Below are 19,917 nucleotides of genomic sequence, written 5' to 3' on the forward strand. Positions count from 1 at the left end.
CGGGGTCACTTCGACTCGGCGAACCAGCCGCGCAGCATGGTGGCGACCTCGTCCGGGCGGTCGCTGACCATCTCCGAGATCTCGCCGCGCACCCGCTCGCGCTTGGCCGACTCGAGCTTTGCCTGGCGGTCGTCGAGCTCGGGGTCGCGGATGCTCTCGACCTGGATGCGCTCGTACTCCAGCGGCTCCTCGTCGAGCTCCTCGTACTCCTCCCGGCCGCGCCGGGAGCGCAGCCAGACGACGAGGACCAGCAGCGCGATGCCGAGCGCGATGCCGCCGGTCTTGACCATCGACCACATCTGCGCGGTCTTCTCCGCCTCCTCCGCCGCCTTGAGCTCGGCGGCGGCCCGCTCGGCGGCGGTGGTGTCGAACGCCATCGCGGCGACGGTGATCGCGTCGCCGCGGGTCACGTCCAGGCCGACCGCGTTGCCCACCAGCGCCTGGATCTGCTGCTGGTTGAGCGCGCCGGCGTTGGCGTCGTCCATGACCACCGAGACGGTCAGCCGGGTGATCGCCCCGGGCGCGCCCTGGACGACCTCGACGGTCTTGCCGACCGCGTTGTTCGCGGTGGTGGAGTTCTTGTCGTATGCGGAGTCGCCGCTGCCGGCGGTGCCGGTGTCCTCCGCGCCGAGCACGCCGCCGACGGCCGACCCGGTGCCGGTGTAGGTCTCGGTCGTCGTCGTCTCCGACAGCGCCGGGGTGCCCTCGACGTAGGTGTAGCTCTCGCTGGTGGTGTCCCGCTGGGAGAAGTCCAGGTCCGCCCGGACCGACACCTTGGCGTTGCCGGGACCGGCGACGGTGTCCAGGATCGACTGGGCGTTGGCCGCCAGCCGGGCCTCGTACTCCTGCTCCTGCTGGCTCTGGGCGTCGGAGGCCGCGCCGGTGGCGCCCTCGCCGGCGGCGGACAGGACCGCGCCGGTGGAGTCGGCCACGGTGACGTCGGCCGGGTCCATCTTCTCGATGCTGGAGGAGACCAGGTGGGTCACCGCCTGCACCTGCTCGCCGCCCAGCTTCGTGCCCGGCGCGAGGTCCAGTAGCACCGAGGCGGTCGGCTTGCCCTCGTCGGTCGCGAAGACCTCGTCCTTGGGCAGCGCGATGTGGACGACGGCACCGTTGACGCCGTCCAGCGCCTTGAGGGTGTTGGCCAGCTCGCCCTCGAGGGCGCGCTGGTAGGACACTTGCTGCTGGAACTCGCTGGTGGTGATGCCCTGCTCGTCGAGGAGGGCGTAGCCGGTCTCGTTCCCGGCCGGCAGGCCCTTCCCGCTCATCGCCAGGCGCAGGTCGTAGACCCGCTCGTTGGCGACCATGATCGTCTGCCCGCCGTCGGCCAGCGTGTAGCCGACGCCCTCGGCGTTGAGCTCCTCCACGATCGCCGAGGCGTCGCTGGAGGCCAGGTTGCTGAACAGCGGCGTCATGGTCGGCGCGGTGATCCAGCGGGTGAACATGAAGCCCCCGAGGACCAGCCCGGCGAGGAGCAGGCCGATGACGATCTTCTGGCCGAGGCTGATCGTCGACAGGAGGGCCTTGACCCGGTTCAGCGGGCCGGCGAGGGCTGCGGGCATCAGATCGGCATCCTCATGATCTCGGTGAAGGCCTGGACCGCCGAGTTCTTGAGGGTGACCACGGTGTCGGTGGCCAGCCGGGCCTCAGTGCTGGCGATCATGTAGTCGTGGGCGTCCTGCAGGTCGCCGGTGGCCGCCTGCAGCGCCAGGGAGTCCGCGGTGCCCTGGACGGCGTTGAGGCTGTCGATCTGGCCGGTGAGCACGGCGGCGAAGCCGCCGTCGCCGGACGCCGAGCGGACCGAGGAGGCGTTCGCGGCCCCGGCGACGCCGGTGACGTCGGTGACCCCGGGGATGCCGACGGAGGGCATCCCGAAGGAGATGCCGCTGAGGGGGGAGGTCATGGTCAGCCCTTCCCGAGCTGGAGGGCCATCTGGTAGGCCTCGGTGGCGGCTCGGATGGTCGAGAGGTTGGCCTGGTAGCCGCGCTGCGCCATGAGCAGTTGGGTCATCTGGTCGCCCAGGTCGATGTCGGGGTACCGCACGTAGCCCTCGTCGTCGGCGAGCGGGTTGTCCGGCTCGTAGGTCATCCGGCCCTCGGCGCTGCCGAGCTCGTTGCGCGCGACCCGCACCCCGCCCTGGCCGGAGCCGTACTGGACGGCCTCGGCGACGATCATGCGTTCCTGGAAGGCGCCCTCGCCGGGGGCGGCGACGGTGTTGATGTTGGCGATGTTGTCCGAGACGGCGTCCATCCACTTGCGGTGGACGAACAGCGAGGACCCGCCGATGCGCAGGGTGTCGAACGTGCTCACGTCACTGCGTCCGCAGGGCGGTGCGCAGCAGCGCGTACTTGCCGTCCAGGGCGCTGATCGCCAGCTGGTACCGCAGGCCGGTCTCGGTCTGGATGATCGTCTCGGTGTCCAGGTTGACGTTGTTGCCGTCGGTCCGGGTCGGGTCCATCGAGCGGGTGACGGCGCGACGGCCGACCTGCGGCACGTCGCCGTTGGCGATCTCGGACTGCAGCGTGGACTCGAAGTCGACCCGGCCGGCGAGGAAGCCCGGCGTCTGGACGTTGGCGATGTTGTCGGCGGTGACCCGCTGACGCTGCTGGAGTCCGGTGAGGGACGCGTGCAGCGCCGTCATGGTCGAGTCGGTGATCACCGGGCGCTCGGCAGGGAGCGACGGGGCACGTGGTACCTCCGGGTACGGCGGGACGCGCGCACAGGGGAACCTGTGCGCGTGGGGGGCCGCCGATCCGTGGCGAGATGGTGCGTTCCGTGCAGCTCTGTCATCGGCAGTGCCGGGCCCGACCATGACCAGCTGCACCCGTACGTGGGCGCACGGTCACACAACGCAACCGTCCCCGGGTCGAAGCGGGGGCTTCGACCCGGGGACGGGGGAGTGCAGGAGCGGGGTCAGAGCGCCCGGTCGATGAACGAGGCGACCGGGCGGGTGGGCGCGTAGGACATCCGGGCGGCGACGTCGCGCTGCTTCTGGCTCTGGGTGATCCGCTCGACCAGCGCCTCGGCGACGGCCAGCTGGTGCTGCAGCAGCCGGGCCGCGCGCTCGCGCAGGTCGTCGGGGAGCGGGCCGAGGTTGCTGGGCGGGATCCAGTCGGTGTGCCGGCGTCCCCAGGCCGCGATCTCCTCGGCCCGGCCGCGGGCGAGGGTCTCCTCGGCCTCGTACACGTCGCCCTCGAGGGCGCTGAGCACCGCCGGCCAGTTCCGCGCTTCGCCGACCAGGGTGGGGAAGTCCCCGACCCGGTTGCGCGCGGAGTCGCCCGCGGTGCCGCGGGCGGTCATGCCGGGCTCGAGGCGAGGGAGGCGGCGGCCTCCCGCCAGGCGTCGCGCAGCGGCTCGACGATCGACCGGCAGTCGGCGACCCGGCGCAGGTCGCCCTTCAGGATGGCCTTGCCGAGCTCGGAGATCAGCCAGTTGTAGAGCGCCGCCAGCCGGGGAGCGCCCTCCCAGGCGTCCACCTGCAGGCTCTCCAGCAGCCCGAAGACGACGTCCTGCGCGTGCTGCAGCTGTTCGGTGGCCGCGTCGCGGTCGCCGGCGGTGAGGGCGGCGTGCGCACGCTCGAGGTCCAGCGCGAGCCGGTCGTACAGCATGACCAGCAGCCGCTGCGGCGAGGCGGTGGTGACCGTGTCGCCCAGGTAGCGGGCGCGGAGGGAAGCGGTGCTCATCGGTACGGGGCTCCAGGGGGAAGACGCGGCAGCGGGGCAGGACTACTTGGAGGACTGGGACCAGGACGGCAGGCTGGCGATCTGCGAGCTGAGCCAGGACGCCTTGTTCTGCATCGAGCTCAGCGCCGTCTCCATGGCGGTGAACTGCCGGGTGATGGTGATCCGACGCATCTCGAGCCGGGTGTCCCAGGCGTCGATCCGGGCCTGGAGGTCCTTGGCCAGGGCGTCCTGGCTGGTGGCGAGCAGCACCAGGGAGCCCGTGGTCGTGTCGCTGGCGCCCTTGGCCAGCACCTCGAGCCGGGCAGCCAGGCCCACCGGCGAGGTGACGTCGTCGGCGTTGCCGCTGATCCCGTCGATGCCGGCGCTCATGACGCTCTTCTCCGCGAACGTCTTCCGGACCAGCGCGGGGTCGCTGGCCAGTTTGGCGGTGAACACGTCCTTGTCGAACTTCAGGTTGCCCTCGCGGGTCAGCTGGATGCCCACGGCGGACGCTGACGTCCCGCCCACCGTGCCGGAGACGACGCTGAGGATCTGGTTCGAGAGGTCGCGCAGCGTGCTGTCGCCCTTGAGGACGGCGGTCGCGCTGTCCGCGTCGGTGTACGATGAGACCGCAGCGAGCAGGCCGTTGGCAGCGTCGACGAGAGACTGCACCTTGGCGGCGACCGCGCTCGGGTCCTTGGCCACTGTGACGGTCGCCGTCTCGTCGGCCTTGCTCACCGTGATCGACGTGTCGGCCAACAGTCCGGTGAAGGTGTTGGTGTCGCTGAAAACCTCGAGGCTGCTCTCGCCGAGCAGGAGCTTGGCGTCCTTGCCCGTCGTCGCGGTCGTCCAGCCGGTGCCGTCGCCGACGACGAAGCCGGCCTTGGCCCCCGTCGTGGTGGCGGTCACCTGCAGCCGGTACTCGCCGTCCTTGATCTTGACGGCGGACGCGGTCACGCCCTTGTCGGCGGAGTTGATCGCAGCCACCGTGTCGGCCAGCGTGGCGCCAGCGGCGTTCGCGGTGGTGATCGGGATGGACGTGGTCGTCCCGTTCGAGGTGAAGGTGAAGGTGCCGGCGCCGTAGAGCTGGTCGGTGCCGGTGAACGTCGCATTGCTGATCGTGGAGTGCGTGGTGGCGAGCTGCTTGACGGTGAAGGTCACCGAGCCGCCGACGGCGGTGGCGCCGGCCGAGGCGGCGACGGTGGTGCTGGAACTGCCTGCCTTCACGGCGCTCCAGGTCGAGTCCGCGGTGAGCGCAGCTGCGGCGGTGCGCAGGGCGTCGAACCGGGTGTTGACCGCGCGGTAGGCGGTGGCGTCGGCGTTCGTCGCCGACAGCTGCTTCTTGAGCAGGGTCTGCGGGTTCGCCTCGACCTGCATGAGCTGGCCGATCATCGAGTCGTAGTCGATGCCCGAGACCAGCCCCGTGCTCACGCTCATGCCAGCCATGCGGTACCTCCGGTGCTCGGGACGGGGAGTGCAGTGAGGGGGGAGGCCCGAGGGCCTCCCCCCTCACCGGGTGTTCAGGTGGTGCGGGTGGATCAGCCCAGCAGCTTCAGGATGCCCTGCGGGGCCTGGTTGGCCTGGGCCAGCATCGCGGTGCCGGCCTGGCTCAGGATCTGCGTACGGGTGAAGTTCGTCATCTCCTGGGCCATGTCGGTGTCGCGGATCCGGCTCTCGGACGCCGACAGGTTCTCGACGGCGACGTTGAGGTTGTTGATGGTGTGCTCGAACCGGTTCTGCAGCGCACCCAGGTTGGCCCGGGTGGTGGAGACGGTCTTGATGGCGTTGTCCAGCGCGTCGATCGCCGCGGAACCACCGGAGCCGGCGTTGGAGAACGTGGCCGTCCCGGTGACGCCGGCGCCGGCGATGGCCAGCTGGCCCGTGGTGGAGCCGGTGGGGCCGTTGGCGGTGAGCTGGCCGTAGTTGCCGACGGTGACCTTGAAGCCGCTGCTGCCGGTGAGGGCGTCGAACGACTTCTGCAGCAGGGCCTGGTTCTTCCCCGCAGCGACCGCCGTGCCGGCGGTGTCCCACCCGGCGACGGACACGGTCTGGGCACCGGCGCTCTTGAGGTCGAGCGTGATGACCGGGCCCGTGGTGGCGGCGAAGTTGACGGCGTTGGGACCGAAGGACCACTGCGGACCGCCGGCCGTCACGTCGACGGTGTTGACGCCCAGGCCCAGCGCGGACATGGCCGTGTTGAGGGTGACGTCGATGCTGTCGGTGGCGGTGGTGTTGGCGCCCACCTGGAACTTGCCGGCGTAGTTGCCGTCGAGCAGCGCCTTGCCGTTGAACTTGGTGGTGGACGCGATCCGGTCCAGCTCGGACTTGAGCTGGGTGACCTCGGCCTGGATGTTGGACTTGGCGTCGCCGTTCAGACCACCGTCGTTGCTGGCCTGGACCGACAGGTCACGCATGCGCTGCAGGATCGAGTGCGTCTCGGTGAGCGCACCTTCAGCGGTCTGCACGACCGAGATGCCGTCCTGGGTGTTGCGGACGGCGACCTTGACGCCACCGATCTGCGAGCGGAGGCCCTCGGAGATGGCCAGGCCCGCTGCGTCATCGGCGGCACGGTTGATGCGGAAACCGGAGGACAGCTTCTCCAGCGACTTCCCCATCTGGCTGTCGGTGACCGACAGGTTGCGGTACGAGTTCATCGCCGCGATGTTGTTGTTGACGCTCAGACCCATGGTGTTCCTCCGTGGACGTGGGTTTCGGGTTGTCCGCTGCATCCGTGCTGCGGGGTGTTGCCTCACTGGGATCGGCGGGCGGCCACGGGTTCTTGACCCGAAACGGCGACTCTCTTCGAGAGCTGCGAGGGGAGCGTCCCTGCGCCGGCGCGGCGGTGCCGGCACAGCAGTGAGGGGGAGGCCCGGGGGCCTCCCCCTCACTGGGTGGTGCTGGTGGTGTGGGCGGGTCAGCCGAGCAGGCGGAGGATGCCCTGCGGGGCCTGGTTGGCCTGGGCCAGCATCGCGGTGCCGGCCTGGGTCAGGATCTGGGACCGGGTGAAGTTCGTCATCTCCGACGCCATGTCGGTGTCGCGGATCCGGCTCTCGGACGCCGTCAGGTTCTCGACGGTGACGTTGAGGTTGTTGATGGTGTGCTCGAACCGGTTCTGCAGCGCACCCAGGTTGGCCCGGGTGGTGGAGACGGTCTTGATGGCGTTGTCCAGCGCGTCGATCGCCGCGGAACCACCGGAGCCGGCGTTGGAGAACGTGGCCGTCCCGGTGACGCCGGCGCCGGCGATGGCCAGCTGGCCCGTGGTGGAGCCGGTGGGGCCGTTGGCGGTGAGCTGGCCGTAGTTGCCGACGGTGACCTTGAAGCCGCTGCTGCCGGTGAGGGCGTCGAACGACTTCTGCAGCAGGGCCTGGTTCTTCCCCGCAGCGACCGCCGTGCCGGCGGTGTCCCACCCGGCGACGGACACGGTCTGGGCACCGGCGCTCTTGAGGTCGAGCGTGATGACCGGGCCCGTGGTGGCGGCGAAGTTGACGGCGTTGGGACCGAAGGACCACTGCGGACCGCCGGCCGTCACGTCGACGGTGTTGACGCCCAGGCCCAGCGCGGACATGGCCGTGTTGAGGGTGACGTCGATGCTGTCGGTGGCGGTGGTGTTGGCGCCCACCTGGAACTTGCCGGCGTAGTTGCCGTCGAGCAGCGCCTTGCCGTTGAACTTGGTGGTGGACGCGATCCGGTCCAGCTCGGACTTGAGCTGGGTGACCTCGGCCTGGATGTTGGACTTGGCGTCGCCGTTCAGACCACCGTCGTTGCTGGCCTGGACCGACAGGTCACGCATGCGCTGCAGGATCGAGTGCGTCTCGGTGAGCGCACCTTCAGCGGTCTGCACGACCGAGATGCCGTCCTGGGTGTTGCGGACGGCGACCTTGACGCCACCGATCTGCGAGCGGAGGCCCTCGGAGATGGCCAGGCCCGCTGCGTCATCGGCGGCACGGTTGATGCGGAAACCGGAGGACAGCTTCTCCAGCGACTTGCTCATCTGGCTGTCGGTGATGGCCAGGTTGCGGTACGAGTTCATCGCCGCGATGTTGTTGTTGACGGACAGACCCATGGTGTTCCTCCTTGGACAGGGCGACCGCGGCATCCGTGCCGCAGTCGTTGCTCCCCTGTCAACGGACGGGACCGGGAGGTCCTTGAGGACTTCGCGGCAGATTCCGCGGAGGTCCCCCCATGGGGTGGGCCGGCCGCCGTCAGGCCAGCAGGGCCAGCACGCCCCTCGCCGTCTGGTTGGCCTGGGACAGCATGGCGGTGCCGGCCTGGGTGAGGATCTGCGTGCGGCTGAACGCTGTCATCTCCGACGCCATGTCGGTGTCCCGGATCCGGCTCTCCGCCGCGGCGGTGTTGTCCAGTGCCGCGCTCACCTTGGCGACGTTGTGCTCGAACCGGTTCTGCACCGCGCCGAGCTCGGCCCGCACGGTGGACACCTGCCCGATCGCGGCCTCGACCGCGGCCAGGGCCGTGTCGGCGTCGGTGCCGACGTCCAGGCCGCCGACCCCGAGACCGGCGGCGTCCAGGGCGGCGATGCCGACGTCGATGGTGTGGCCGACGTCGGCGCCGACCTGGAAGGTGGTGCGGTAGCTGCCGTCCAGCAGCTGCCGGCCGCTGAATCGGGTGGCGTCGGCGACCCGGTCGAGCTCGGCGGTCAGCTGGGCGAACTCGGTCTGCACGTCGGCCCGCGCGGCCGGGTCCAGCCCCCCGGTGCTGGCGGCCTGCACGGCGAGGTCGCGCATCCGGTGCAGCAGGCTGTGGGTCTCGGTGAGCCCGCCCTCGGCCGTGCGCAGCACCGAGATGCCGTCCTGGGTGTTGCGCAGCGCGACCGCCAGCCCGCCGACCTGGGTCCGCAACCCCTCGGACACCGCGAGCCCGGAGGCGTCGTCGGCGGCGCGGCTGATCCGGCGGCCCGAGGACAGCCGCTCCACCGAGGTGGTCTGCTGGCGGTCGGCGGTGGCGAGGCTGCGCACGGAGCTGAGCCCTGACATGTTGGTACCGACAGTCACGCTCATGCGGGCCCTCCGTGGACAGGGGACGAGACGGGGACCGCCGCGTCCGTGCGGCGGGAACGGTCTCTTCTACGGTCGGCCGGAGCTGGTCTTGACCCGAACGGCCGGGGCCGTCGGTGCGCGTGGTGCAGGGGGTGCCGGTCAGGCCGGCTGCGCCGCCGGGTCGCGTTCGGGCAGCACCCAGCCGCGCGAGCGGGGGCGCGGCTGGGGGACCGCGGGAGCGAGCTGCTGGGGGAGGGCGGCGGCCGGCGCGGAACCGGTCCGGCGGCCGGCGAGCTGGCGGGCCGCGACCCGGTCCACGTATGCCCGCTGCTGGTTGCGGGCCCGCACCCCGCCGTCGGCCGGGACCGCCGTGCCGTCCCACACCTCGCTCATCGCGGCGTGCAGCAGGGTCAGCGCGCGGGCGCGCATCTGCGACACCCGCGAGAGCGTGACGCCGAGGGAGTCGGCGATGTCGGTGAGCGACTCGTCGCCGAAGAAGTTGCGCTCGACGACCTCGTCGAGCCGATCGGGGAGCGCCTGGACGGCCTCGTGCAGGTGCCGGGCACGCTCGGTGCGCAGCAGCGCGCGCTCGGGGGAGTCGCCGGTGTCGGGCAGGTCCAGCGAGCCGCCGTCGTGGGTGGTCTCGGCGTCGATGCTGACCATCACGGCGCGGTGGACGTCGATCTGCAGCGAGTCCAGGTCCGAGCGCGCGACGCCGAGGCTCGTGGCCAGCTCGGCCTTCGTCGGCGGGCGCCCGAGGCTGATGGTCAGCGCGTCGGTGGCGGCGTCGGTGCGCCGGGCCGCGGCGCGGACCGAACGGCTGGCCCAGTCGCCGGAGCGCAGCTCGTCGAGGACCGCGCCCTGCAGGCGGGGGAGGGCGTAGGTGGCGAACGTGGCGCCAGCCGCGGGGTCGAAGCGGCGGGCCACCTCGACCAGCGCGATGCTCGCGCAGGAGAGCAGGTCGTCCCGGCTGACGTGGCTGGGGAGCGAGATGCGCGATGCCACCGCGTTCACCGCGAACTGGGCCAGCGGGAGGTGGGTGGTCACCAGCGCGTCGACGTCGGCAGGTCGGCGCTGACTCACGGTGGGGCTCGCTGCGGTCACGCCTCCTGTCTCGGCGGGTCCCGGCCCGCGCGGGACCGTCGGCGCGGAGATTTTCACCGAGCCCGCCCCGCCTCTCGGCTTGACCGGGCCCGGCGCCGTGCCGAAGGGAGATCGACAGTTCCCGCCGGACCCGGTGGGACGAGGCCTGCACCACGGGCTGCACACGACGACGGAAAGGCGGCCGGCATGGACCACCAGCACCTGTCGACGTTGCTCTGGCGAGAGCAGGAACTGCTCGACCTGCTGCTCTTCAAGGCCGAGGAGAAGCAGTACCTGATCCTCACCGGCAAGAGTCGATGGCTCGCCCGGATCGCCCACGAGATCGAGGTGGTCCTGGAGCAGCTGCGCACCCTCGAGGTCGAGCGCGCCGCGGCCACCGAGCAGATCGCCGGCCGGCTCGGCCTGGACGCCAACCCCTCGCTGCGCCAGCTCGCGGACTCCGCGCCGGCGCCGTGGAACGACCTCTACGCCAAGCACCACGAGGCGCTCCTGGTGCTGGTGAGCGAGCTGCGCGGCCTGTCCGACGCCAACCGGGAGCTCATCGAGAGCGGCCTGGCCGTCATCAACGACGCGCTGACCTCCTCCCAGCCGGCCGCCACCGCCGGCACGTACACGCAGAACGGCCGGGCGTCCGGCAACGCCTACCGCTCGGTCACCCTGGACGGCGCACTGTGAGCACGTTCTCCGGTCTGAACACCGCGACCACCGCGCTGTGGGCGCAGCAGCGCGGACTGGACGTCACCGGTCAGAACATCGCCAACGTCAACACCGCCGGCTACTCCCGGCAGCGCGCAGAGCTGCAGTCGGTGGGCGGCAACGCCGTCCCGGCGATCTACGCGAAGAGCAACCAGGTCGGCCAGGGCGTGGACGCCGACAAGGTGATCCGCATCCGCGACACCTTCCTCGAGGGCCGCGCGCAGCTCGAGAGCGCTGAGACCGCCAGGATGACCGCCAAGGAGAACGTCCTCGCCCAGATCGAGCAGGCGTTCCGGGAGCCGGGGGAGACCGGGATCTCGGCGAAGCTCACCGCGGTCTTCACCGCCTGGGGCGACGTGGCCAACAAGCCCACAGAGGACGGCGGCCGAACGGCGGTGCTGCAGAAGACGGCCACCCTGGTGGCCGAACTGCACACGACCAGCTCCAACCTGGACAAGCAATGGGACCAGACCCGGGACAGCCTGGACGTGCTGGCCACCGGGGTGAACGCCAAGGCGCAGTCGATCGCCGACCTGAACACCGCCATCAAACGGGCCACCCAGTCCGGGCTGCCCGCCAACGAGCTCGCCGACAAGCGCGACGTGCTGGTGATGGACCTCGCCGTGTCGATCGGGGCCACGGTCACCCCCGGCAACGACGGTCAGGTCAACGTCGTCGTCGCTGGCGCGCAGATCGTCTCCGGGGGCTCCACGGTCAGGATCAAGGTCGAGGGCACGCGGGTCCCTGGGGAAGCCGCGGTCGGGAACCCCGCGTTCGTGACCGACCCTGGCGGGACCCGGCTGGCCGTCGGTGGCACTGCCGGCGGCGCGCTCACCGCGCTGACCGACACCATCCCGGGATACCAGGCGCAGCTGGACGCCGTCGCTGTCGGACTGGCCACCGAGGTCAACGCGGCGCACACGGCGGGCTACGACAAGAACGGTGCCGCCGGTGAGCCGGTGTTCCGCGACGGGACGGGTCCCGGCCCGGTCGACCTCACCAAGGTCACCGCGGCCAACATCACCCTGCGGATCACCGACCCTGCCAAGCTGGCCGCCGCATCGACCCCCCCGATCCCGCCGGTCGCGGGACCGCCGGCTGTCGCAGCGAAGCCGTCGGCGGACGGTGGCAACGCAGCAGTCTTCGCCGCGATGGCCAAGTCCGGCAACGGGGTGGCCACCGTCTACCGCCAGCTGATCGTCAACCTCGGGGTCGAGGCGTCGGTGGCCACCAGCAACCTGCAGACCCAGACGGTCGTCGCCGCCCAGGTGGACGCCTCCCGGGAGTCGGTGTCCGGGGTCAGCATCGACGAGGAGATGACCAACATGCTGCAGTTCCAACACGCCTACTCCGCAGCAGCGCGGATGATCACCGCCATCGACGAGACGCTCGACGTGCTGATCAACCGCACCGGCCGAGTGGGGCTGTGACCTGATGCGGATCACCCAGCGCTCCCTCGCCGTCACCAGCCTGCAGGGGCTGAACCGCAACATGGACGCGATCGCCAAGCTGCAGGCCCAGCTGACGTCGGGCAAGACGATCAACAAGCCCTCGGACGACCCGACCGGCACGAACGCCGCGATGCAGACCCGTCAAGAACTGGCCGGCGCACTGCAGTACAGCCGCAACATCACCGACGGCATCGGCTTGCTCGACGCCGCGGACTCGGCGCTGCAGAACATGGTCAAGCAGGTGCAGAACGTGCGTGCGCTGACCGTGAAGGGGCTCAACGACGGCGCGTTGTCCCTGGCCTCCCGGGAGGCCATCGCCACCGAGATCAGCGGCATCCGCGGCAGCCTGCTGGGGCTGGCGAACACCGCGGTGCAGGGACGGCCCATCTTCGGCGGCGTGACCAGTGGCCCGACGGCCTATGACGCGACGACCGGCGCTTACACCGGCTTCGGTGGGGGTGGCGGGGCGCCCGTGGTCCCGATCACCCGCCAGGTCTCCGACGCGGACGCGATCCGGGTGGACATCACCGGCCCGGAGGCATTCGGAGACCCGACTGCCGGCGATCTCTTCGCACTCGTCGGAGTCATCGCCACCGACGTCGTCGCCGACCCGGCGGCATTGGTCGGACACCTCGAGCGACTAGACATCGCGCTGAACCGCATGCTGACCGCCGCCGCGGACATCGGCACCCGGACCAACCGGATCGAGACCGCGCAGCAGGTGAACAAGGACTTGCAGCTGTCGTTGACCAGCCGCTCGGCGAGCATCGAGAACGTCGACCTGGCCAAGACGATCATGAACCTGCAGATGCAGCAGACCGGTTACGAGGCGGCGCTGGGGGTCACTGCGAAGGCCCTTCAGCCCACTCTGCTGGACTTCCTGCGCTGACCGCGCGGCAGGCACGCCCGTTTCCGGGCGCCACCTGCCGAGAAGGACAGCAGGAGCGGCCCACCCGGGTGGGCCGCTCCAGTCCCGCCACCGGGCGGGGCGATGCCACGGACGGCCACCACTGACCCATGGAGGGGTACCCATGCTCACTCTCACCCGCAGCGTCGGCGAGAGCATCCGGATCGGCGAGGACATCGAGGTCTACGTCGTCGAGGTGCGCGGCGGGACCGTGCGGCTCGGCTTCAAGGCCCCCCGCGAGGTGGTGATCCACCGCGAGGAGGTCTACCGCCAGATCGCCGAGGCGAAGAGCCTGGCCGCTGAGGTCGCCGCCGACGCGCTGGGCGCCCTGGCAGCATTCGCACCAGCGTCGGAGCCCGCTCCTCGTCAGGATGTGCCAACACAATGATCGAACCAGACCAATAACCGCTCGTCCCGTACGCCTCACTGGTCACACGGCGGCGAGTCTCGCCGTCGAGGTGTTCGTTCTTGCGCAAGTCTTCCCCCACAGCGCCACGGTTACAGGGGGAGACGAACATGGAACTCAGCGCACACGCACTCGAGTCGGCCACCGGTGTCGACCTCCGGGTCGACACGTCCGGCAGCGACGACCGCGACGCCTTCGGCACGGTCGACGCGCTGGAGCCGGTCTGCCCCTCGGCGATGTACCCCGAGACCGTGGTCGTGCACGTGCAGCTCCGGCCGCGCCGGTCCTCGACCCGCCGCTGCCTCGCCGCCCTGTCCGCGCTGGCCACCCGGCACGACGCCGTCCCGTTCGCCCTCACCGGGCTCGGCGGCGACGACCGGGTGGTCCGCGTGACGGTCGGTGTCGAGCTCGGCCCGCGCGAGCTGATCGCCAAGTTCTCCGACGAGGCGCAGGCCGCCTACGCCTTCGTCGACGGTCTGTTCACCGACCTCTACGACTACATGCCGGTCTACGTGGGCGAGCCCAGCGAGGCCGAGCGCGCCGCCGCCGCCGGGGTCCTCGAGGCCGCCGAGACCCCCCGCCCGCGCGTCGCCGCCCCGCGGATCCCCTCCCCGCGCCGGCCGTCGGACCTCGCCGCCGGTACCCGGGTCGCCGTCTCCGTCTGACCTCCCGGGCAGCTCCGGGGCCTCACCCGGAGCGACCCGCACGCCGGTCCGCCGGCACCCCGCACGTCCACTCCGCCCACCTGCACTTCCCCTCAGGAGGACCGGTGTCCGAGAACGAACTCGCCGCCCAGCACGTCGCCACGACCCCGACCGACGCCGGTCCGCGCTCCACCGCGCAGGCCGCCGAGGAGCGCCGCATCCGCGAGCCGCTCGTCTTCGGTGGCCTCCCCGAGGCCGAGGGGTGGGCGCTCGCGCCCATCACCCCCCGCGACCGGGTGCACTTCCGCACCGACCGGGAGCTGCCGCTGGGCACCTTCCGGCAGGCGCTGCCGGCCGGCGTCACGGTCACCTACGACGAGGGCGACGGCCTGTACCGCGTCGACGGCGAGCCCGGCTCCGCCGACGCGCTGGCCGCGCTGATCCGCGCCTGGTGCGCCACCGAGGGCTACACCACCGTCGGGCTGCGCCCGGAGACCGGCGTCCGCCGCCGGGCCCCCCGCGACCTGCCGCCGGCCTTCCTGGCCGACCTGTGCCGGCACTACTGCCGGGTCAGCCTCAAGCGCCTGCAGCGCAACATGTCGACGATCCGGCTGCACCTGCCCGACAACGACGACATCGACCAGCAGGTGGCCGAGTGGGTGCTCAAGGCCGTGTCCACCTACGACGAGACCAAGTCGGTGCCCTTCGGCGCCTACCTCGCCACCCAGCTGTCGAAGTGGGTGCACGACCTCGGGCGCAACGCCTACGGCCGGACCGCCGCCGACACCGAGAACAAGCAGCAGAAGGCGGTCGCGGCCTTCACCGCCGAGCACCAGCGCCGCCCCAGCGAGAAGGAGCTCGCCGCCTACATGGGGCAGAGCGTGGCCACCCTGCGCCGCAACTCGCAGACCGTCGCCACCCTCAACGGGCTGCGCAACCTGCAGTCCCTGGACGGCGGCGCGGACGCCGTCGAGTTCGTCCTCCCGGACAGCTCCGAGGTGCCCGACGAGATCATGGGCGAGGCCGAGCAGACGCTGCTGTCGCACGCGCTGACCGCGGCCTGCGCCCCCGACCCGACCGCGCGCCGCGACCAGCGGGCGGCCCAGCCGAACGTGCTGGGCTGGGCGACCTGGTACCTGACCACCTGGGGCGGGCAGACCAAGACGCAGCTCTCGGCCGACCTGGGCACCTCGGTGCGCAACATGAACGTGCACGCCGACCGCGCCGAGCGGGCGCTCAAGGAGCGGCTGGCCGAGCTCGCCGGATAGCGGTGCAGCAGGCCGACCCGGCCCGTCCTCCCCGTCGGGGAGGGCGGGCCGTCGTCGTCCCCGGGATGGTTGCAGACCGGGAAAACTGACCCCCGCCACGGGTCCACCGGGCCTCCAACCTGCCGATATCCCTCGTGTGACCGCACCGGGGACCCTCCGCCGCACCGCGGCGACCGGCCGGCCGGGCGCCCCGCTCGACGTCGTCGGCCGGACGGCGCGGGCATGAGCCTGCCGCCGGTCCACGACCCGGCCCTGGACGTCCTCGTGCCGCACTGGCTCAGCTCCGCCGACCGCCAGGAGGTCGAGCGCGCCATCCGGTCCGCCCTCGACGGCGCGCCGGTGCACCCGGTCGCCGCCGTCCACCTCGCCGAGGTGCTCACCGAGCTGCACGTCGCCGCGGCCCGCGAGGTCGTCTGGCCGGCGCCGGCCGCCCGGGTCCGCCGGGCCACCGGCTGGGGCGCGGACGTCGTCCCGGTCCGGCTGTCGGCCGTGGAGCTGGCCAGCGTGCTGTCCCTGCCGGGACTGGGACCGCTCGCCCGCGAGGCGCTGGCCGGCGGGCGCAGCGCATGAGCGAGGCGTTGTTCGGGTCCCCGACCGGGCTGCTGCAGCGGCTGAACCGGGCCGAGGTCCGGGTGCCCGACGTGCGGGCGGCCGTCGACCGGCTCGCCGCCCTCGACCTCGGGCCCGAGGTCGGCCTGACCGTGCTGGACGGCGTGCGCGGCCCGATGCTGGTGCTCGACGACGCCGGCCGGCGCACCCGGGTGCTGCTCGGCGAGCTGGCCGTGGAGATGACCCGGTCCCGGGTCGCCGCCACCGCCGACGGGGTGGGGGCGGCGCTGACGGCGTGGCTGGCCCGCCGGCCGGTGCCCGACCGGGTCGCCGCCGCCGAGGGCGTCGCCGTCCTGGACTGGACCGACGACCGGCAGACCGCGCTGGGCTGGCGGGTCGTCGTCGTCCGCGACGGGCTCGTCGTCCCGTGGCGGCCCTCGCGCACCGCGACCCTGCCCTCGGTGCACCAGACCCGCTCCAGCGCGCTGGGCCGTGCGGCGGTCGTCGCAGGGCAGCTGCGGGTGCAGGGCCCGATCGGGCTCTGGACCGCGACGGACGCCCCCGGCATCGACAGCGCCGTGCTGGTCCGGCCGGAGTCGCTGCTCGCCGAGCTGGCCCGGCACGGTCTGCGGCTGCGCGACGCCCACCTGGTGGTCACCCCGCGCCGTCCGGTCGCCTGCGCCGAGGCCCCGGTGGCCCGCCGGCTGGTGGCCGAGGCGACCGATGCCAGCGCCACCCTGCCCTGGCGGACGGTCGCCGACCTCGGCTGGGCCTGACCCGGACCGGTCGGCTCAGGTGAGGCTGCCGTACTCCCAGTGCCACGGCTCGGGGTTCTGCCCGCCAGCCGCCGCCCAGTCGGGGTGCACCCAGCCGTACTGACCCGCGTTGCCCTGCATCCACGCCGTCTGCGCGGTGCCGAACACGTTGACCCCGCCGCAGAGGTCGACCGCCAGCGCCCAGCCGTGGTTCGACGTCCCGGGCACCGCGGTGATCTTCGGCTTCCGGTGGTGCGCGTCGACCTGGGCGCTCAGCGATCGGTAGGAGTCGGTGATGCACAGCGGCGAGCCGAAGGCGGCCGCGTACGCCGCCGACATCGCGTTGTAGGCGGCGGCGGCGTCGCAGCGCAGCCGGTGCCCGTCGCCGATGGTGCACAGCTCGTCGCGGGGGATCTGACCGTTCGACCAGCCACCCCACGCACCGCTCACCGGGCCGGACGCTGCGCCGGGCGGGGGGAGCGGGGCGCTGCAGGTGGCGGGCGTGCCGGTCGCGGCGACCGGCGGCGGGGTCGGTGCCGACGGCGGCACGGTCACCCGGACGGCGGTGCGCAGGTCGGCCACGTCGCGGACGGCGACCTGCCAGCGGTCGGCCGACGCGGACAGCACGCTGGTACCGCCGAGGTAGAGGCCGACGTCGTCCAGGCCGGAGCGTGGGTCGGTGCTGAAGACCAGGTCGCCGACCTGCAGCTGGCCGACCGGCACCGGGGTGCCCCGGGACCACTGGGCGGCGAGGTCGGCGGGCAGGCCGACGCCGGCCTGCGTCCAGGCGGTCGAGACGAGGCCGGCGCAGCTGAACCCGTCGAACCCGGTGGCGTCGACCAGGTAGGGCCGGCCCAGCTGGGCGAAGGCGGCGCTGACCGCGGCGACGGTCTCGGCGGGGAGCACCGTGACCACCCGCCCGGCGGTGAACGTGGTGGCCACACCGGCGATCGGGGTGCCTGCGGCGTCACGGAGCGGGGCGAGCCCGTCGGGCAGCGCGCCGGTGTCGGCCAGCTCGGCCGCGGGCGGCGGGGTGATGCCGGCGGCGGAGAGCAGGCCGAGGTAGCCCTGCCAGTCGGCCAGCGCCGCGGTGTTGCGGGCCTGCTGCGCGGTGGAGGTCGGGTCGGTGGCCAGCGCGGCCCACTGGGCGGCGACGGTCGGGTCGAGGCCGGCGACCAGCTCGCGGGCCCCGGCCAGCACGGTGGCGGCCTCGGCCCGGGCGGCGGCCGCAGCGGACTCGGCGGCCCGGGCGGCGTCGGTGTGCTCGGCGGCCCGCACGGCCGCCGCGGCGGCGTGGGCGACGCGGACGTCCTGCGCGCGGCTCAGCTGCTCGGCGAGCCCCTGGGCGTGCAGCACGTCGGCAGTGCCGGCGGGGGTGTGCAGCGACAGCTGGGCGAGCGGCCAGCGCTCGTCGGCGCTGCGCCGGTAGAGGGTGTCGGCGTAGTCGCCGACGGTCGCGCGGTCACCCGTCACGAGCGCGCTCGCGGCGGCGCCGGCCGCGTGCGCCTGCCGCGCCCGGGCCTCGGCATCGGTCGCCTCGGCCAGCGCTGCCCGGTAGCGGGTGGTGGCGTCGGCCAGGGTGGTCGCGGTCGTCCCGGCCGCACTGGTGGCCGCGGCCGGCTGGGGCAGCTGACCTGCCTCGGTCGGCGGCTGGGGGAACGCGGCGAGCAGGGTGAGGGCCAGCGTCGTGCCGACCAGGACGGCGAGCCGCCGTCCCCAGTGCCGGAGCGCGCCCGGGGTGCGCCGGCGGGGGACCGGACGCCGCGGCGGCGCCGGACGGCGGCCGGACGGCGGCCGGCCGCGCCCGGAGGAGGGACGGCGGGACGGGGGCCGTGACCGCTGGGGTGACCCCTGCGGCCGGGGACGGGGACGACGCGCGGCGTCCTGCGCGCGTGGTGCCGGCACCGTCGCCCCCCTGGCTCGTCCGTGAGATCGGTCCGGGCGCCTGGGGGCGCCCGGTGTCTCGATCCCATCGACGTGCCCGGGGGGTCGGTGTAGGTCCCTCACCGGTTCGGAGGACGTGGCTCACCCCATCGGGGGGAGCCCGCGCACACGACGAGGCCCCGCCGTCCACGGGGGACGGCGGGGCCTGGTGTCGTGCGGGTGCAGCCGCTAGCGGTTGCCGATCTCCACGAACGCGCGCTCGGTCTCGCCGGTGTAGACCTGCCGCGGGCGGCCGATCTTGGTGGCCGGGTCCTCGATCATCTCGCGCCACTGGGCGATCCAGCCGGGCAGCCGGCCGAGCGCGAACAGCACGGTGAACATCTTGGTCGGGAAGCCCATGGCCCGGTAGATGAGGCCGGTGTAGAAGTCGACGTTCGGGTAGAGCTTGCGCTGGATGAAGTAGTCGTCGGAGAGGGCGATCTCCTCCAGGCGACGGGCCAGGTCCAGCAGCTCGTTGTTGCCGCCGAGCTTGTTGAGCACCGTGTCGGCGGTGTCCTTCACCAGGGCCGCGCGCGGGTCGTAGTTCTTGTAGACCCGGTGGCCGAAGCCCATCAGCTTGACGCCGGGCTCCTTGTCCTTCACCCGGGCGACGAAGCGGTCGATGTCGCCGCCGTCGCGCTTGATCGACTCCAGCATCTCCAGCACCGACTGGTTCGCCCCGCCGTGCAGCGGGCCGAACAGCGCGTTGATGCCGGCGGAGACCGACGCGAAGAGGTTGGCGTGCGAGGAGCCGACCAGCCGCACCGTGGAGGTGGAGCAGTTCTGCTCGTGGTCGGCGTGCAGGACGAAGAGCATGTCCAGCGCCTTGACCAGCTCCGGGTCGGCCTCGTACGGCTCGGCGGGGAACCCGAAGGTCATCCGCAGGAAGTTCTCCACCAGGCCCAGCGAGTTGTCCGGGTAGAGGAACGGCTGGCCCACGGACTTCTTGTAGGCGTAGGCGGCGATCGTCGGCAGCTTCGCCAGCAGCCGCAGCGTGGAGATCTCCACCTGGCGCTGGTCGAAGGGGTCCAGCGAGTCCTGGTAGAAGGTCGACAGGGCGCTGACCGCCGAGCTGAGCACCGGCATCGGGTGCGCGTCGCTCGGGAAGCCCTTGAAGAACTGCTTGAGGTCCTCGTGCAGCAGCGTGTGCCGCCGGATCCCCTGGTCGAAGGTGGCCAGCTGGTCGGCGGTGGGCAGCTCGCCGTGGATCAGCAGGTAGGAGACCTCGAGGAAGCTGGCCTTGCCGGCCAGCTGGTCGATCGGGTACCCGCGGTAGCGCAGGATCCCCTGGTCGCCGTCGATGTAGGTGATCGCCGACGTGCAGGCCGCGGTGTTGACGAACCCGATGTCCAAGGCGACCTGGCCGGTGGTGGCCAGCAGTTTGCTGGTGTCGATGCCCTCGGACCCCTCGGTCGAGGGGATGACCGGCAGGGGCAGTTCGCCGCCCGGCCAGCGCAGGGCCACGTCTGGGGTGCTCGCTGTCTCGCTCATCAGGGCAGCACGCTACTCAGTCCTCGCCGTTGTGCGACACGACCCCGCCGCGGGCCCCTCTGCCGGG

Annotated in this window: 21 protein-coding genes; 8 read left to right on the plus strand and 13 right to left on the minus strand. The window is 72.4% G+C overall.

Going from position 1 to position 19,917, the window contains the following annotated elements; genetic code table 11:
- Positions 1–5: 5 nt before the first annotated feature.
- From fliF to HL054_RS00680, 11 genes are all read right to left on the minus strand, one after another.
- Complete coding sequence (fliF, locus tag HL054_RS00630; protein WP_369136748.1) at positions 6–1,562, minus strand: flagellar basal-body MS-ring/collar protein FliF; 1,557 nt, start codon at positions 1,560–1,562, stop codon at positions 6–8.
- Positions 1,562–1,903: a flagellar hook-basal body complex protein FliE gene (locus HL054_RS00635; protein ID WP_369136749.1), complete on the minus strand. Its 342-nt coding sequence runs from the start codon at positions 1,901–1,903 to the stop codon at positions 1,562–1,564. Before HL054_RS00635 ends, fliF begins: the two co-directional genes overlap by 1 nt.
- 2 nt (positions 1,904–1,905) lie before the next feature.
- Entirely contained in the window at positions 1,906–2,310 is a 405-nt protein-coding gene (locus tag HL054_RS00640; RefSeq protein ID WP_369136750.1) for a flagellar basal body rod protein FlgC, read from the minus strand.
- Between the two features lies 1 nt (position 2,311).
- On the minus strand, positions 2,312–2,659 hold the full coding sequence (gene flgB, locus HL054_RS00645) for a flagellar basal body rod protein FlgB (RefSeq protein WP_369136751.1): 348 nt from the start codon (positions 2,657–2,659) through the stop codon (positions 2,312–2,314).
- Positions 2,660–2,913: 254 nt separating this feature from the next.
- Complete coding sequence (locus tag HL054_RS00650; protein ID WP_369136752.1) at positions 2,914–3,300, minus strand: hypothetical protein; 387 nt, start codon at positions 3,298–3,300, stop codon at positions 2,914–2,916.
- Positions 3,297–3,683, minus strand: coding sequence for a flagellar export chaperone FliS (fliS, locus tag HL054_RS00655; RefSeq protein ID WP_369136753.1), 387 nt, complete (start codon positions 3,681–3,683; stop codon positions 3,297–3,299). The genes HL054_RS00650 and fliS overlap by 4 nt, the downstream gene beginning before the upstream one ends.
- Before the next feature lie 42 nt (positions 3,684–3,725).
- Positions 3,726–5,099: a flagellar filament capping protein FliD gene (fliD, locus tag HL054_RS00660; protein ID WP_369136754.1), complete on the minus strand. Its 1,374-nt coding sequence runs from the start codon at positions 5,097–5,099 to the stop codon at positions 3,726–3,728.
- A 101-nt stretch (positions 5,100–5,200) separates the two neighbouring features.
- Complete coding sequence (locus HL054_RS00665) at positions 5,201–6,349, minus strand: flagellin N-terminal helical domain-containing protein (RefSeq protein ID WP_369136755.1); 1,149 nt, start codon at positions 6,347–6,349, stop codon at positions 5,201–5,203.
- Between the two features lie 227 nt (positions 6,350–6,576).
- Complete coding sequence (locus HL054_RS00670) at positions 6,577–7,725, minus strand: flagellin N-terminal helical domain-containing protein (RefSeq protein ID WP_369136756.1); 1,149 nt, start codon at positions 7,723–7,725, stop codon at positions 6,577–6,579.
- A 139-nt stretch (positions 7,726–7,864) separates the two neighbouring features.
- A complete protein-coding gene (locus HL054_RS00675) occupies positions 7,865–8,677 on the minus strand; it encodes a flagellin N-terminal helical domain-containing protein (RefSeq protein WP_369136757.1) in 813 nt (270 codons plus the stop codon).
- Positions 8,678–8,815: 138 nt separating this feature from the next.
- Positions 8,816–9,760: a sigma-70 family RNA polymerase sigma factor gene (locus tag HL054_RS00680; RefSeq protein ID WP_369136758.1), complete on the minus strand. Its 945-nt coding sequence runs from the start codon at positions 9,758–9,760 to the stop codon at positions 8,816–8,818.
- 186 nt (positions 9,761–9,946) lie between these two features.
- Here HL054_RS00680 and HL054_RS00685 point away from each other — a divergent pair, with 186 nt between their 5' ends.
- From HL054_RS00685 to HL054_RS00720, 8 genes are all read left to right on the plus strand, one after another.
- A complete protein-coding gene (locus tag HL054_RS00685; RefSeq protein WP_369136759.1) occupies positions 9,947–10,435 on the plus strand; it encodes a flagellar protein FlgN in 489 nt (162 codons plus the stop codon).
- Positions 10,432–11,886 (plus strand): flagellar hook-associated protein FlgK, encoded by a 1,455-nt coding sequence (flgK, locus tag HL054_RS00690; RefSeq protein WP_369136760.1) that lies wholly within the window; start codon positions 10,432–10,434, stop codon positions 11,884–11,886. The genes HL054_RS00685 and flgK overlap by 4 nt, the downstream gene beginning before the upstream one ends.
- Before the next feature lie 4 nt (positions 11,887–11,890).
- Positions 11,891–12,796, plus strand: coding sequence for a flagellar hook-associated protein FlgL (gene flgL, locus HL054_RS00695; RefSeq protein ID WP_369136761.1), 906 nt, complete (start codon positions 11,891–11,893; stop codon positions 12,794–12,796).
- Positions 12,797–12,938: 142 nt separating this feature from the next.
- A complete protein-coding gene (gene csrA, locus HL054_RS00700) occupies positions 12,939–13,202 on the plus strand; it encodes a carbon storage regulator CsrA (protein WP_440347908.1) in 264 nt (87 codons plus the stop codon).
- A 128-nt stretch (positions 13,203–13,330) separates the two neighbouring features.
- Positions 13,331–13,885, plus strand: coding sequence for a hypothetical protein (locus tag HL054_RS00705; protein ID WP_369136762.1), 555 nt, complete (start codon positions 13,331–13,333; stop codon positions 13,883–13,885).
- Between the two features lie 104 nt (positions 13,886–13,989).
- Positions 13,990–15,132, plus strand: a complete 1,143-nt coding sequence (locus HL054_RS00710) for a flagellar biosynthesis protein FliA (RefSeq protein WP_369136763.1) — start codon at positions 13,990–13,992, stop codon at positions 15,130–15,132.
- Positions 15,133–15,354: 222 nt separating this feature from the next.
- The gene (locus HL054_RS00715) at positions 15,355–15,702 is read left to right on the plus strand and encodes a hypothetical protein (RefSeq protein ID WP_369136764.1); all 348 of its coding nucleotides are present in this window, start codon (positions 15,355–15,357) and stop codon (positions 15,700–15,702) included.
- Positions 15,699–16,457, plus strand: coding sequence for a hypothetical protein (locus HL054_RS00720; RefSeq protein WP_369136765.1), 759 nt, complete (start codon positions 15,699–15,701; stop codon positions 16,455–16,457). The genes HL054_RS00715 and HL054_RS00720 overlap by 4 nt, the downstream gene beginning before the upstream one ends.
- Positions 16,458–16,472: 15 nt before the next feature.
- On the opposite strand, the gene HL054_RS00725 is transcribed toward HL054_RS00720, so the two are convergent.
- Positions 16,473–18,341 (minus strand): NlpC/P60 family protein, encoded by a 1,869-nt coding sequence (locus HL054_RS00725; RefSeq protein ID WP_369136766.1) that lies wholly within the window; start codon positions 18,339–18,341, stop codon positions 16,473–16,475.
- Between the two features lie 207 nt (positions 18,342–18,548).
- Positions 18,549–19,850: a citrate synthase gene (locus HL054_RS00730; RefSeq protein ID WP_369136767.1), complete on the minus strand. Its 1,302-nt coding sequence runs from the start codon at positions 19,848–19,850 to the stop codon at positions 18,549–18,551.
- Between the last annotated feature and the right edge of the window lie 67 nt (positions 19,851–19,917).

This window comes from Modestobacter versicolor, assembly GCF_041028285.1.
In the GTDB taxonomy this organism is placed as follows: Bacteria; Actinomycetota; Actinomycetes; order Mycobacteriales; family Geodermatophilaceae; genus Modestobacter; species Modestobacter versicolor_A.